The sequence below is a fragment of the Wolbachia endosymbiont of Ceratosolen solmsi genome (genome assembly GCF_017869155.1).
Classification (GTDB): domain Bacteria; phylum Pseudomonadota; class Alphaproteobacteria; order Rickettsiales; family Anaplasmataceae; genus Wolbachia; species Wolbachia pipientis.
On sequence record NZ_CP054598.1, the window covers coordinates 661,937 to 677,728 of the forward strand.

Here is a 15,792-nt window from a genome sequence, read left to right on the forward strand (position 1 = left end):
AAAACTGCAAGTAAAACTTAAAAAAAGGTATTGGAAGCTCGGCAGAATAGTTTGTTGGGGTGTGAGCTACGGAAATATTTTTGAATTTGTAATTTTTCAGAAAGCCCTATATTCTTTAGTTTTACATAGCGAACATGAAGTCAAAGCATTATCCTGATACAGTAAGTAGTCCTGATTTTTCATCGTTAGAAAAGGAAATCATAAAATTTTGGCAGGAAAACAAAGTTTTTGAGCGGTCAGTTGAAGAACGTTCCAAGGATAATTGTTTTGTCTTTTACGATGGGCCTCCGTTTGCAAATGGACTTCCGCATTATGGACATTTACTCACTGGTTTCATCAAAGACGCATTTGCAAGATATCAAACTATGCTTCAAAAAAGGGTTGAACGTAGATTTGGCTGGGATTGCCATGGATTACCGGCTGAGATGGGAGCAGAAAAGGAACTTGGAATATCTGGCAGAACTGAAGTAGAGAAGTTTGGTATTGATAAATTTAACGATCATTGCCGTACTTCTGTGATGAAATTTTCATCAGAGTGGGAGAGGTATGTAAATAGGCAAGCAAGGTGGGTAGACTTTCACAATGACTATAAGACTATGGATAAATCATTCATGGAGTCGGTCATGTGGGCATTCAAGCAGCTTTATGATAAGGGTCTGGTGTATGAATCAATGCGCGTTGTACCATATAGCTGGGCATGCGAAACTCCATTATCTAATTTCGAAACAAGGCTTGATAACGCGTATAGAGAAAAAGTTAGCAAAGCTGTAACTGTTGCATTTGAGCTTTTAGAAAACCCACAGCAATTTAAAAGTGTTAAACGAAAGTGTAAATTACTTGCTTGGACTACAACTCCTTGGACGTTGCCGAGCAACTTGGCTTTGGCGATAGGGAAAGATATTGAGTATTGTGCAGTTTCAGTTCACTCCTTGATGTCATTCCAGCGCGTGACGCTGGAATCTATTTCTGGATCCCAGTGTCGAAGCACTGGGATGACAGAAGTTAATGAAAGGAGTTCAGTGAACAGTGAAATTTATATTTTTGCTGAAAGCTACCTAGAGAAATTTATCAGCCACTCTGAACAAAACAATATTCCATATGAAAACTGCAATATAAAACTTAAAGCGAATGATCTTGCAGGTCTTCCTTATAAACCACTATTTGATTACTTTAAAGATACGAAAAATGCATTCCGCGTTTTCATCGCTGATTATGTGACAGAAGAAGATGGTACTGGCGTTGTGCATACTGCTCCTGGATTTGGTGAGGAAGATTTTTACCTTTGCCAAAGCCATGATATTCCAGTTATTTGTCCAATTGATAACAGTGGAAAATTTACTGCTGAAGTTTCAGATTTGGCAGGGGTTCATGTTTTTGATACCAATGATACAGTAATAAAAAAATTAAAAGAGCAAGGGAATTGGTTTAAAACTGAGCAATATATTCACAATTATCCACACTGCTGGAGAACTGACACTCCTTTGATCTATCGCACTATGCCTTCTTGGTATGTTGCAGTTACAAAATTCAAAAGCAGAATGGTAGAGCTAAATAAGAGAGTTAATTGGATACCAAACCACATTAGAGATGGTCAATTTGGAAAATGGCTTGAAGGGGCACACGACTGGTCAATTTCACGCAATCGATTCTGGGGTACGCCAATCCCTGTATGGAAATCAGATGATGCGAGATATCCAAGAGTAGATGTATATGGTTCAATAGAAGAACTGGAGAGAGATTTTAATGTTAAAATAGACGACTTGCACAGACCATTTATCGATACTTTAACAAGACCAAATCCTGATGATCCAACAGGAAAATCAGTTATGCGCCGTGTACCTGACGTGTTTGACTGCTGGTTTGAATCTGGCTCGATGCCATTTGCGCAAATCCACTATCCGTTTGAAAATAAGGAGTGGTTTGAATCTGCGGATTTTATCACTGAATACATAGCGCAAACCAGGGGGTGGTTTTATACGCTCTTTGTATTGTCCACTGCTTTGTTTGATAGGGAACCATTTAAGAACTGCATATGCCACGGTGTTGTTTTGGATGTAAAAGGGCAAAAATTGTCCAAACGTTTGAATAACTATGCAGATCCAATGGAGGTTTTTGATAGATACGGTTCTGATGCACTGCGTTTTCTTATGCTTTCTGGATCTATTGTTTGTGGTGGTAATTTGCTACTCGATAAAGAAGGAAACTCAATACGAGATGTTCTGAAAAACGTAATAAAACCTATTTGGAATAGCTATCACTTTTTTACCATGTATGCAAATGCAGATGGGATTAAAGCTGAAGTTTGTAAGGATTATCAAAGCACTATTGATCGTTACATGATTTCCAAGTGTTTTGAAGCTGTAGAAGGTATCCAAGCTTCTATGAACAACTATAACTCCCAAGAGGCTTGCAAAATTTTAATGAACTTTTTTGAAGTGCTAAATAATTGGTATATTCGTCGCAGTCGCGAGCGTTTTTGGAAAAGTGATTTGGATCAGGATAAAACTGATGCTTATAATGTTCTATATACGGTTTTTTATTACATACTAAGAGCTGCAGCTCCTTTGTTGCCACTTATAACAGAGAATATATGGCAAGGGCTTAAGTATGAAGAAACATCTGTTCATTTGGCTAATTTTCCACAATTAGAGAAGTTTGATAGTCAGCTCATTGCCAAGATGGATTTGGTGAGAGAGATATGCAACTCTGCACTCTCTATTAGAAACACTTTTAACATACGTATCAGACAGCCACTTGGCAGTATGATCATTTATCATCAGTCTTCCTGTAGTTTTCTTGAAGGTGAGCCGTTTTCTGTCATCCCAGAGTTCTCTCCTGTCATCCGAGTAGCTGACACTGGGATCCAGAAAGAAAAAAGTGCTGGAATGACACCAAGCATGAATGAATATCAAGAGATGATAAAAGATGAGGTAAATGTAAAAAAACTGGAGTTAGTAAACAGACTTGAAGATATTGCATCACTAGAGTTAAAGCTAAGTTTTCCGCTGCTTGGAAAGAGAATACCAGATAAAATTAAGAAACTAGTTCAATATGTCAAAGAGGGAAAATGGAAGCAAGTTGAAAATGAGCAAGTTTTTTTAGGTAATGAGTCAGAAAATTACATCATAGAAAAAGGCGAATATGAACTATTGTTAAAAGCAAATAGTGGATATTCTGCTGTGTTTGATAACAACAAAGGAGTTGTCATTCTAAATACTGAACTAAATGATGAATTAATTCTAGAAGGGTTAGCGAGAGATGTCGTGAGGCTCATTCAAGAAACCAGAAAACAAGCTGATTTTCATATATCAGATAGAATCAGAGTAATAATCAAAACAGAAGAAGAGAAAATTAAGGAAGCAATAAATACGTGGTTTGAATATATAAAAGAGCAGACCCTTGCCTTATCTTTGGACATTAATACAGAAATTGGAACTAACTTCTATTCTAAGGAATATCAGGATTTAAGTGTTGGTATTAGGTTAAATTATTAGTAGTTGAAAGTTGTCATTGTTTATGCTATACTTAGGTTACTTGAGGTAAGGTTATAATATGAATAAGGCTGTTGCAGATGATTATGAAAAAGTTGTTGATTTGAATAACAATAGTGATGATTTAGGTAAAGTAGAATCTGTTGCTACTTTGGAGGAGGAAGAAGAATTTTTTGATGCTGTGGAAGAACAAGAGCCGTTAGCTAATTTTAACGTTCCACTCAGTATATTTCATTATAAAGATTATAACTCTGATTTTTTTACTTCTTGGTATAATATATCAAGTAGAATATTTAAAGAGGTAAATCGAGCTTGCCCGGAGAAGAAAGTATTAAATTTAGCTCTATCAGTTTTAATGTTTCCTTATATAGTTTTCACTGCGTTAGGATTAGCCATATATAATAAATTAAAAACAAATGATAAGACACAAATCAGTTCAGAGGAGAATAAAACAAAAAAAAGTGAAGTAAGTGAAAGTACAGCAAAAAGATTGGCATATGGTGTTCTTGCTGCAATAGTGATTCTTGTTAATATCGCTGTGCTTGCAGCATTACTTATTCCTGCAACACTCGCTTTGGCTACTTTTTATCTTTTAAATAAAAAATTATCTCATTTTTTGATTGCTGCTATTAAAATAAGTAATGGGTTATGTCAAAATGAACACCAAAATATTGAGGTGTCTTTTCATGAGATAGAGGCTATTGAAGCAGACATTAAGTGGAATATGGAAGTTAAGTTTCCACCGCAATTTAAACAACTAGTTAGAGATTTATACGAAGATAAAGATGGTAGTTGGTTTAATGTTGCACGTGATTCAGAACATAATACCATACTGAAATTATCAGCTAATATCCACTTAAAAAATGGTCTTAAGCCTTTACGTAATGAGATCAAGAATGTGCTTGCAACTTCTATTCAAGAATTTGCGAAGACTATGGAAGAACTGATAAAACTAGAAAAGAAAGAGATTACATATGATAAATTGAAGGAATTGTTGGACGAATTCAGGTTAAAAGTGGTAAGTAGCATAGATTTTAAGTTGACAACTCACTTAATATACAACGCCTATCAAGTTGCCTTTATACAAGCAATTAAGTTTCAGCGAGATAGACGGGGAGAAGATTTTTCGCTGGAAGATGAGATAAAAAATTCTTTAGTGAGACAGGAATTAGAGAGCCAAGGTAAGGAATTACCAAGTAGAAAAGAGATTATAATAGAAGATTTGAAAAACGCAGGAATGGAAGTAGAAGACTCAAAAGATGATGAATTTTCTGTACATGAGGCGGAATGGAAAAAGCTTATAAAGGAAGGCGAAATAGTTAAAAGGACAGTAATTGATATTTATAAAAATAAGCATCTCCAAGCAACAGAGAAAGCCTTAGGTAATGCGAAAGAAGAAATTGAACGTTTAAGAGGAATAGGTCAAACAAGGTGTAACAATATATATAAGAAATTAAAAGAAATACATGAAAACAGTAGCTTAACAAATGACACCTTAAAAAGGGGGTTAGAAGACCTTTTTAAATTCGAATATCATGATCAAGAGATTGAGCGCAGGCTGATAAAATCAGTAATGAAAAAAGTTCAAGGTAAGTTAAGTCAATCAGATATACCGGATAAGGAGAAGCAAAGCCTAAGGAAGCAGCTTGAAGATTTAGAAAAAAAAGTAAAGGTTCCATCGGATAAGGAAGCTTCAGCTAAAATAAATGACTTTATAGAAAAGATGTATTTAGAAATAAAAAAATATAAAGTGCAAAGGTTACTTCGAGAACAAAAAAAGGGTGTTTTACGTTTATGCAAGAAATTAAGAAAATATGGTGAATCAGGTCTAGCAGAAATAATTGAAGCTTTTCGCGTGCAAGATGAAGGACATTTAGAAAAATCTACATTAGAACAAACACTCAAAGATCAAAATAAGCGTTTACAAGCTGAACAAAATAACAGGGAAAAAGGGCATCCGGGTACAAGATCAATAGAAGTGCTCTTAAAAAGGAATGAAGAAATTCTGAAAGCATTAAAACAGTTAGAATTAGGCAAAAAAGAATTATTGATAAATGAAGAAACAAAAAATGATTATAAAGAAGAACTAACGTCTCGTGAAAAAATAAAATTTGCAGTAATAGAAGATGATTTACTGAAGGTATTCAAGCTTGAAACTTTTGATGAAAAAGAAATCAAGAAGTTATTAGAAAGAGCAGAACTGGAGTACTGTTTAGCAGAAAAACGCATCAAATATCCTGTAATTAAAACAAAAGATAATATCAAACATTTTAGTCAAAATTTATTGTCTCCTTTGATAGACAATTTGACAAAAAATATAATAAATAATATACCAGGAAATAGTGAAGGTTGTATACAGAAAGTTAAGAACTGGAGTAAAGTTATGTTTGGTGCAATAAAGATTGGAGCATCAAATGCTTATAAAGAGACTACAGAGAGAAAAGCGTTAAATGTGGCACATAATACTTATAAAGAAGGAGAGACATTTCTTCAATGTTTTCAGTCAAATTATGAAGGTATTGGAGCCTTTTTAGGTAATTTATTTTCTGATGATGGGGTAACATTTAAAAATGATGTGTGGCCTAAAATAGAAGAGCATTTGCATGGAATGTGGGATAGATTTTTCAAGGATATTGAATTCAATATTGGAAATAAATTGGATGAAGTAAGTGTGACACAGCAACGGCAGGAAACTATGATTGTGACTCAACGATAAGTTCTCAAAGTTCCTCCGGTATTTTCACATACTAAATTAACTATAGCACTTGATTCTTTTTGGATCTCTTTTTCAGTTAAAGTGTGGATTGGAGAGCAAAAAGTAACTGACAACGCTATAGACATCTTATTCGGTTCTATATTATTTCCATGGTATACATCGAATATCAAAACTTCTGTGATGAGCTCTGAGCTTTTTTTTATCACATTGATTATGTTACCTACTTCCACATCCTTATTTACTATAAATGCAAAATCACGTTTTACACTTTGGTATTTATAATCGATAAATTTCTTTCTACTTACAGGTAAATTTTCAATATTTTCTAGTATTACCTCAAAACCTACAACTTTTTGCTTGATATCAAAAAGATCTAATATATTAGGATGCAACTCTCCAAAATAACCTGCTACTTTATTCTTAAAAGAGAGAGTGCCTGACTTTCCTGGGTGGTAATGTTCTTTTTCTGCTTTCTCTATCGTTAAATTATCACAATTAACGTTAAAAAACTCCAAAGCTGCTATGCAATCAGCCTTTGCGTCAAAAACATCTACTTTCCTATCAGTATTATAATGGTTTCGCGGTAAATTATTTCCTGACCTAATTCCACTTAAAACATACTTAGACTGAGCTTCACCATCGTAAATCGGCCCGATTTCGAAGATTGCAAGATCAGATATTCCATGGGCAATATTATCAGCAGTAACTTGCAATAAATTTGGCATAATACTTGGTCTCATTATATTAAAGCTATTGTTAAACGGATTATCGATGATAAATAACTTATTCGAGTAACCAAATTTTTCAGCTGTTGATTCACTCATAAACGACCAGGTTAGCACTTCATGAAACCCTCTGTTTGTCATCAAAATACGCAAATTGTCGTATGTACTATCTACTTCTTCAACATTATTTGGTAGTGGTTCTTCTTTTATTTTGTCATAGCCGTATATCCTTGTTACTTCTTCGATTAGGTCAGCCGGTATTGTCACGTCCGGTCTCCAGCTTGGTACTTGTACATTCCAATTGCCTTCGGTTTTTTTATCAATACTAAACCCTAGTTTCGTTAAGATATCAAGCACCTCATCAGGCGATACAGACACACTTCCAAACTTGTTCACATCCTGATAATCAAAGCTCACCTTGGTGTCAGCACTATCTAAACTGCCAGCAGACACTACGCTTGAGGTTTCTCCACCACATAAGTCCAGAATCATTTTAGCTGCAAGGTTGAGTCCATCAAAAGTAAATCCAGGATCAACTGAACGTGCAAATCTGTAACTAGCGTCTGTGGAGATGCCGAGCTGCCTTGAAGATTTAGTAATAGAGATGGGATCGAACCAAGCAGACTCTAAAAAGATATCAGTAGTTTCAAGAGTACATTCACTGCACTTACCACCTATAATTCCAGCAATTCCATGAATATTTTTATCACCTGCAATAACGCTTATGTCTTTGTTTAATAAGTATTCTTTACCGTTCAAACCAGCAAATTTTTCTCCGTCGTTTGCTTTGCGTACTGTGAGCTCTCCTTCTATTTTTTTTGCATCATACGCGTGCATTGGGCGGCTGAAAGATATCATAATATAGTTCGTGATATCAACTATTGCAGAAATGGAGCGCATTCCTATCGATTCCAGCCTATCTTTTAACCATTTTGGGCTTTCTTGATTTTTTACATTGGCGATGTATATTCCACTAATAAAACTTTCCCCGTCAGTAACTTCAACATCGATTGGTGGATTTATGGAGCTGGTAAGTTGTGGAATGCTTAAAGTCTTTAATGTCCCAATTCCAGTTGCAGCAAGGTCGCGAGCTATTCCATAAATGCCTAAGCAATCTCCACGATTTGGAGTAACATTTATATCAATTACAGGGTCACAATTGAAAAATTTATCCCCTACTTTATAATCATCGGAAAGCTCGATTATTCCTTCACTTTTCTCTTGAACCAGCGCAAGTTCAGAAGCAGAGCAGAGCATCCCTTCACTTAGCATTCCTCGTATTTTTGTGGACTTAATTGTGAGATCACTTTCTGGCAACGTGCTACCAAGAGATGCAAGTACAGTTTTCATACCTTCTCTAACATTGTTTGCTCCACAGACTATTTGTAGAATTTTACTTCCATCATTTACTTTACATAATTTTAATTTATCAGCATTTGGATGAGGTACGACTTCTAATACCTCTGCAACGATAAACCCAGTCAATCTGGAATTATCGATCACATCTTCTACTTCTAACCCTATGTGAGTTAATTTATCGGTAATTTCTTCTAAACTAGCATTGGTTTCTAAATACTCCAGTAACCAAGATAACGTGAATTTCATCGATCTAACAAGAAATAAAAAAGTTATTGTAATATAAAATGTAGTGCTTTTAAAGCTTGTTGTAGTGGAATACTTCTACATCATAAACAATGATGTAGAAGCTTTTGTAACTTTATATCTTCTTGCGAAGAGAAAGAATTTTTTCTATGTCACCTTTTAAATCTATCTCCGGAAAGAATTTAAGACTTCCATAATCCCAGGCATCCTCATCAATGTTACCATCAAAAACGAAGTGTTTTATTGCATTATGGCTTTCATCTAGTACGTTGAGTCCTATGTAATAATCGCGAGTATCTTCGTCAAGGAAACAATCTACAAATTCGATGTATCCGTTACCAAATTCCTGCTCCAAATTTAAAAGATGATTAATGTTAATAAAATCTATTTCGTTCATTATATACCTCACTAAAAATTAAATTATAATCAAAATAAGATATTAAGTCAAGATATTGAATAATTTAACAAGATTAGTAAATTTTAAAATACAGAGCTGACTGTAATTAACATTCTAATTACATATTTTGTTAATATGTTAATGTTATAATAATACAGAGCCTTATCTTAATTCTTGACTTTGTCCTATAAAATTCATACTTTATTTACTGTTTATAATTCAGATTAAAATGGCACTAAATCCACTGGAACAGTTTAAGGTATATACAATAATAGAGTTACCTAGGTTATTTGGGTATGACGTAAGCTTTACCAATTCATCTTTTTTCACGATGATTTCGGTGATATTGATGATACTCTTTTTGCTTTTTGGAATAAAGAAGGGGTCAGTAATACCAGGATATTTGCAAGCTGCAGTTGAGTATGTATATGATTTTGTTATTTCAATAATAGAAAATAACACTGGAAGCAAAGGCTTGCAGCACATTCCATTGATATTCACAGTATTTATTTTCATTTTATCGTGTAATTTAGTTGGTGTTCTTCCTTATAGTTTCACGGTCACAAGTCATGTGATAGTCACCTTCGCTTTATCGATGGTGGTTTTTATTTATATAACGATTGTTGGATTTAAAGAAAGGGGAGTAGAATTTTTACGCATATTGCTACCAAAAGGAACTCCTTCGTGGCTTGCACCTATAATAATTATTATTAAGTTGTTTGCTTATTTAGTAAGACCGATTAGCCTATCAATAAGGCTTGCAGCAAATATGATTGCTGGTCATACAATCATCAAAGTGATAGCAGGGTTTATTGTAAATATGAACATATTTTTCACTCCTGCGCCGTTTTTGTTCATAATTGCATTGATAGGATTTGAAGTATTTGTTGCAATTTTACAAGCTTATATATTTACTATATTAACATGTGTATATTTGTCAGATGCAGTAAAGTAATTGACTTCCTTGTAGAATATTTTACAATTATATTATAAAGAAATAATTAAAGGTAATATATGGATTTAGTAGCTTTAAAATTTATAGCAATTGGTTTAGCTGTGTTTGGAATGCTCGGCGCTGGTTTAGGTATAGCTAATATCTTCTCTGCTATGTTAAATGGGATTGCGAGGAACCCTGAATCAGAAGGTAAAATGAAAAGTTACGTTTATATTGGTGCTGCCATGGTTGAAATCATGGGATTGCTTGCGTTTGTACTTGCAATGTTATTAATATTTGCTGCTTAACAGATGCCACAGCTTGATGTTTCAACCTTCTTTTCTCAAGTTTTTTGGTTTTTAATTTTTTTCTCTTCACTTTTTTTCGTAGTAAGTTGTTTATTTTTGCCAAAGTTAGATGAAATAATAAGCACTAGAAGTAAAGAAGTATTGGATTCTTTTAATAGTTCTGTTCATCTTTTAAGACTCACGGAAGATCAGGTTGCCAAGTATAACGCAGCTTTAACCCAAGCTAGAATACAGGCAAAAAAAATCATAGATGATGCACTTGCTCAGGTAGAAGAAATGAGAGCTAATGTAAAGAATATATTAGAAGAGGAAGACAAAAAAAAGAGCAAGCTTATTGAAGAAAAAGTGGCAGAATTTAAATCTGAATATACTGATCAGTTAAAACAAATGGCTACTAGTATTGCTTTAATTTATTATACTAAATTGACCAATTCTGAAATTGAAGAGGAGTTTGTTGCTGATTTGGTGTCCAAAGAATTTTAGGGGTTTTTATGTCTACATCACTGATTATCGGTCTTGCCTTTTTGGTAATTTTTGTCCTTTCGTATAAATTGCTGAAGAAAGTGATAAAAAATGCGCTTAACAATAAGCGTAACAAAAGCAAATTTTCAAGTGAAGAAACTGAAAAATTCAGGAAAGATATGTTGGAGTATTACAAAAAATCTTCTGAAAAATACAAAAAATTAGATGCAGAAGTTAATGAAATGATGAATGAAGCACTTGATAAAGCTAATAGTATCATTAAGCACAATAGACAGCAGCTAGATCAGACATTAGATGACAATGCCCATTCTAACTTGAAGAAAGTCACTGACCAAGTTGAAAAAGCTCTTGGAGATTTACAGGCTAACACAGCGAGTATAGCTGCTGATGCTGTAAAAAAAATAATGCATGAACGTAAAGATGATAAGCGTAGTAGCGAGGTCATATCTTCATTTTCACGTGACTTAAATAAAAAATTGCATTAGGTTTAATGCCTATACTTCAAGCTGATAATGTAGAAAAAATTAAGTTTGATTCTAGTTTATGCAAAGAGCAAGAGAAACTTTTTTACTATAAATTTAATATAATTCCTTGGCAAAAATTAAATGATACTACTTTTTTTATGGTTGAAGACACAAGTCTAGATATCACCCGTTGGGTCGAAACTCATTACGGTATTGACTATGTATTAATAAAAGTGGATAGCGAACAGATTTTAAATCTTCTTAACTCGCACTTTGGTATTTCAGAATTTGCAAGCAACTACTTATATTACAAGAATCCTAATTTTTCAGCCAAAAGCATTAAACTAAGCTCAATATTTTTTGCTTCTTTCTTTATTGTAACTTCAATTTTAACACTCACAGAGAAATGTACATATTTTGCTTTGATGTTGATATTTATAATCGGATGTTCTAGTTATTTATTCAAGTTTATAGCTACAGTTTTTAGCTTATGTGAAATCTCTAATCAAAAAGTGGATTATAGTAAGTTGAATGAACCTATATATACTATTTTACTGCCTGTATTTGAAGAAAGTGCAGTAATAGGGCAATTAATTGAAAGCGTTAAAAGTTTGGATTATCCAAAGTCGAAATTAGATGTAAAGCTTCTGGTAGAAAGTGATGACCAGGAAACGCTAGCAGCTATAGAAAAGTACACTTTACCACAGTATTTTGAAGTAATAAAAGTGCCTCATTCTTTGCCTAGAACAAAAGCCAAGTCATGCAATTATGCTATGAGCTTTGCTAGAGGAAAGTATGCAGTAATATATGATGCGGACGATAAACCAGACCCATTGCAGTTAAAAAAAGCACTGATTGAATTTAATAAGGGCGACGATAAGCTTGCCTGTGTACAGGCGAAATTAAATTACTATAATTGTGATTATAATTTTCTCACAAAATCCTTTTCTCTGGAGTATATGAACTGGTTTCAATACTTATTGCCTGGATTCCAAAAAATGAACATGCCGATGCCTTTTGGTGGTAGCAGTAATCATTTTTCAGTAAAAATTCTAAAAAAAGTGTTTTTCTGGGATGCTTATAGTGTTACCGAAGATGCTGACCTCGGTTTGAGACTTGCGCAAATGGGATATAAAACCAGGATGATTGACTCAGAAACATTGGAAGAGTCACCAATTGCTGTATTTGCTTGGATTAAGCAAAGAGCGCGCTGGATCAAAGGCTATATGCAAACTTATATTGTTCATTTAAAAAATATAAAGTCACTTTATAAACACACTGGATTTAAGGGAATTTTGCTATTGAATCTTTTTGTTGGCTCTGCAGCTTTTATATTTTTTACTACTCCATTTTTACTGCTTTCATTGATATTAACTAAAGTTTTAAATGAATTATTTTTGTACTACTTTGTAGTGGTATACGTTACTAACCTGATTCTTTTGGTAATAGCTGTCAAACAGCAAAAGATGCCTTTTTATTTTTATATAGTATCAATATTTTTTCCGGTCTATAGTCTGCTACATAGTGTTGCAGCTTTTCTTGCCTTGTGGGAGTTTATTCTTTACCCTGAGCGATGGAACAAAACTAAACATGGTTTATGGAAGCAAAACCTGTAGCCATTTGGCTTTTTCTCTGCTGTATTATGGTAATTCTTATGGTAGGAATTGGTGGATTTACCAGACTTACAAGAGCGGGATTGTCAATCACGGAGTGGAAACCTATTACTGGAACATTACCACCACTGAGTAAACAAGACTGGCTACAAGAAAAATTAAAATACGAAGCTACACCTGAATATAAAGCACTTAACTATGGTATTAGTATGGAGGAGTTTCGCGCTATATACTTAATAGAATATGTACACAGATTGGTGGCAAGACTAACAGGTTTAGTTTTTGTCCTGCCATTTATATATTTTACATTAAGAAGAAAAATATCTAAAAAGGTAGTAATAAAGCTATTTGTGGCATTATTATTTGGAGCTTTACAAGCTTTTGCTGGTTGGTATATGGTTAAAAGTGGTTTAGTAACTGAACCTCATGTTAGCCACTATAGGCTTGCACTTCACTTATTATTAGCATTAATTATCTTTGCATTATTGTCATATCAATTTTTTGATTATCAGATAAGGCCACAACAAACAAAACTTAAGGTTAGTGGTAACACTATATACTACGCAAGGATGATTTTGGTCCTAATTGTAATACAAATAATTTTCGGCGCATTTGTTGCGGGATTAAATGCTGGTTTGATTTACAATACCTTTCCACTAATGGACGGACAAGTCGTTCCAGAAGATTTATTTTTCTTACAGCCTATATGGCTGAATATCTTTGAGAACAGAGCGACAGTGCAATTTATACATCGAGCACTGGCATTGCTAATACTAACTTTGGTAGTAATACTCACAGTAAAAAATGCTAGCGTAAAACCGGTATATATTATGCTGCTCTCCATCATCATTCAGATAATTTTAGGAGTGGTTACTCTTTTGTTACACATACCAATAGCCATTGCCATAGCTCATCAAGTGTTTTCATTTATCTTGTTTGGGTCAAGTTTGTACTTCTTGTGTTATTTAAGAAAGCAGACTACATCACCAATCTGCACATTTTTTCCTTCTTGAACGGGAATATTTTTTATCACCATTGCTGCTTCAGCACATATGATATTTTCCATTTTCATTGCCTCCACCACAAATAAAGGTTGTCCTATTTCCACCTGATCTCCTACATTTACGTGCAACTTAACTAATAAGCCAGATATTGGGGATTTTACAGCATCTGCTGAAATCCCTTCTGTTTCATTATTTAGCATTAACCTACTTAATTCAGCTACATGAGGCTTAAATATACAACACTCAGCTTTCATGCCTGCATGTCTTATGAAGTACTTGCTGCCTTGTCTTTCTATTTTAAGTGCTATATTGGTATCGTCATTAATTGTGATATATAGCAATCTATAACTTGATTTCCACTTGCCTATAACGGAGTATTTATTGTGATTATATACCGTTATTAATATATTATCTTGGTATTTTGCATTTACGGAGTACTCATTGTCATTTATATTCACTATGAATAAATCTCTTGCACGGTCACCTGCCATCCGAGTAGCTGATACTGGTGCCCCTTCTTTTTTACTAGATTCCAGTGTCACGCACTGGAATGACACCTGAGATGTTTCATTCACTGCTTTATGATGGTACCTTTCTTCATTTTCCAAATGAACATATAACGCAGTGAAAATAAATATTTTAATATACTCCTCTGTAACAAAATCGCCGTGAAACCCACTAGGGTAATGATCTGGAATGAATCTCGTATAGAGCTTTGCTGCGATAAAATTTGGGTGATGGAAGATGGATTCTAGAAATTCTATATTATTTGTTACTCCTTCTATATAGCATTCAGACAATGCTTTTTGCATTCTGCTGATCGCTTCTACTCTATCTTTTCCATATGTTATCACTTTGGCAATCATCGAATCATAGAACATGCTAATTTCTGAACCTGCAGCAACTCCATCATCTATTCTTACATAATCATTTTCACCCGGTTTATCGTAATATTTTATTCTTCCGCTGGAAGGGAAAAATTTCTTCGATGGGTCTTCAGCGCAAATTCTACTTTCTATTGCAGAACCAGTAAGTTTAATATCATCCTGATTGAATCTCAATTTCTCTCCACAGGAAGTTCTAATCATTTCTTCTACTATGTCTATTCCAGTTATAAATTCTGTTACTGGATGCTCAACTTGCAATCTCGTATTTACCTCAAGAAAATAGAAGTTTTGGTCTTTATCTACAACAAACTCAACAGTGCCTGCTGAAAAATAGCCAACTTGCTTTGCCAGAGAAACACATTGAACATACATTTTTTGTCTTACTTCTTCACTAATGAATGGACTTGGCGTTTCTTCTATTATTTTCTGATTATTCCTTTGTATCGAGCATTCTCTTTCTCCAAGACAAACTATATTGCCATATTTATCTGCTATGATTTGTATTTCAATATGTCTTGGCAACTCTATATATTTCTCTATAAAGATACTGCCATCCTTAAAACTTTTCTCTGCTTCATTTGTGGCTGATGTAAATGCTAGTTCAATTTCTTTTTTGGAGTTTACAATTCGCATTCCTTTGCCACCACCGCCTGATGCAGCTTTAAGCATAACCGGAAAGCCAATTTCTTCAGCAACTTGAGCTGCGTGGGCAGCGTCGCTAATCTTACCCATATATCCTGGCACTACATTCACTCCAGCTTTTTTTGCCGCTTCTTTTGCTGTTATTTTGTTGGCTGTAACTTCTATTGTTTCTGCACTGGGGCCGATGAAGTCTATATTGTGTTTTTGCAAAGCACGTGGAAAATCTGGATTTTCTGCTAAAAAACCATAGCCAGGATGAACTGCCTGCGCACCTGTTTCAACTGCTACTTCACATATTTTTTCAATGTTTAAATAACTGAGGCAAGATGGCGAAGGGCCGATATATCTTGACTCATCTGCTTGTCTTACATGCACAGAATTTACATCTGCATCCGAGTATATGCACACACAAGATATACCCATCTTATGAGCAGTTCTGATAATCCTGCAGGCAATCTCTCCTCTATTTGCTATTAAAATCTTACTGTACTTCTTTTCTATCATCGTATGAGTATACTTTCTGAAG

11 protein-coding genes are annotated in these 15,792 nt (G+C 34.2%); 8 read left to right on the forward strand and 3 right to left on the reverse strand.

From position 1 onward, the window contains the following. Window positions 1–134 precede the first annotated feature (134 nt). The gene (gene ileS, locus HUB95_RS03250) at window positions 135–3,494 is read left to right on the forward strand and encodes an isoleucine--tRNA ligase (RefSeq protein ID WP_209452285.1); all 3,360 of its coding nucleotides are present in this window, start codon (window positions 135–137) and stop codon (window positions 3,492–3,494) included. 58 nt (window positions 3,495–3,552) lie between these two features. Then, window positions 3,553–6,207 carry a hypothetical protein gene (locus tag HUB95_RS03255; protein WP_209452286.1) on the forward strand — a complete coding sequence of 885 codons (2,655 nt, stop codon included), beginning with the start codon at window positions 3,553–3,555 and terminating at the stop codon, window positions 6,205–6,207. Here the strand turns inward: HUB95_RS03255 and pheT are convergent. Beyond that, window positions 6,198–8,537, reverse strand: coding sequence for a phenylalanine--tRNA ligase subunit beta (pheT, locus tag HUB95_RS03260; RefSeq protein ID WP_209452287.1), 2,340 nt, complete (start codon window positions 8,535–8,537; stop codon window positions 6,198–6,200). The genes HUB95_RS03255 and pheT overlap by 10 nt on opposite strands. 112 nt (window positions 8,538–8,649) lie before the next feature. Continuing rightward, a complete protein-coding gene (locus HUB95_RS03265; RefSeq protein ID WP_015589038.1) occupies window positions 8,650–8,931 on the reverse strand; it encodes a hypothetical protein in 282 nt (93 codons plus the stop codon). Between the two features lie 229 nt (window positions 8,932–9,160). On the opposite strand from HUB95_RS03265, the gene HUB95_RS03270 reads away from it, so the two are divergent. From HUB95_RS03270 to HUB95_RS03295, 6 genes are read left to right on the forward strand one after another with little or no spacing between them, the layout of a single operon-like run. Continuing rightward, a complete protein-coding gene (locus tag HUB95_RS03270) occupies window positions 9,161–9,886 on the forward strand; it encodes a F0F1 ATP synthase subunit A (protein WP_015589037.1) in 726 nt (241 codons plus the stop codon). 59 nt (window positions 9,887–9,945) lie between these two features. Then, window positions 9,946–10,173 carry a F0F1 ATP synthase subunit C gene (locus HUB95_RS03275; protein WP_006014985.1) on the forward strand — a complete coding sequence of 76 codons (228 nt, stop codon included), beginning with the start codon at window positions 9,946–9,948 and terminating at the stop codon, window positions 10,171–10,173. 3 nt (window positions 10,174–10,176) lie between these two features. Then, window positions 10,177–10,656, forward strand: a complete 480-nt coding sequence (locus tag HUB95_RS03280) for a F0F1 ATP synthase subunit B family protein (RefSeq protein ID WP_015589036.1) — start codon at window positions 10,177–10,179, stop codon at window positions 10,654–10,656. A gap of 8 nt (window positions 10,657–10,664) precedes the next feature. Next, window positions 10,665–11,141: a F0F1 ATP synthase subunit B family protein gene (locus HUB95_RS03285; RefSeq protein WP_141457161.1), complete on the forward strand. Its 477-nt coding sequence runs from the start codon at window positions 10,665–10,667 to the stop codon at window positions 11,139–11,141. A 5-nt stretch (window positions 11,142–11,146) separates the two neighbouring features. Then, on the forward strand, window positions 11,147–12,736 hold the full coding sequence (locus HUB95_RS03290) for a glycosyltransferase family 2 protein (RefSeq protein WP_209452288.1): 1,590 nt from the start codon (window positions 11,147–11,149) through the stop codon (window positions 12,734–12,736). Then, the gene (locus tag HUB95_RS03295) at window positions 12,718–13,746 is read left to right on the forward strand and encodes a COX15/CtaA family protein (protein ID WP_174516784.1); all 1,029 of its coding nucleotides are present in this window, start codon (window positions 12,718–12,720) and stop codon (window positions 13,744–13,746) included. Before HUB95_RS03290 ends, HUB95_RS03295 begins: the two co-directional genes overlap by 19 nt. On the opposite strand, the gene HUB95_RS03300 is transcribed toward HUB95_RS03295, so the two are convergent. Next, window positions 13,695–15,770: an acetyl-CoA carboxylase biotin carboxylase subunit gene (locus HUB95_RS03300; protein ID WP_209452289.1), complete on the reverse strand. Its 2,076-nt coding sequence runs from the start codon at window positions 15,768–15,770 to the stop codon at window positions 13,695–13,697. The two genes, HUB95_RS03295 and HUB95_RS03300, sit on opposite strands and share 52 nt — an antisense overlap. Between the last annotated feature and the right edge of the window lie 22 nt (window positions 15,771–15,792).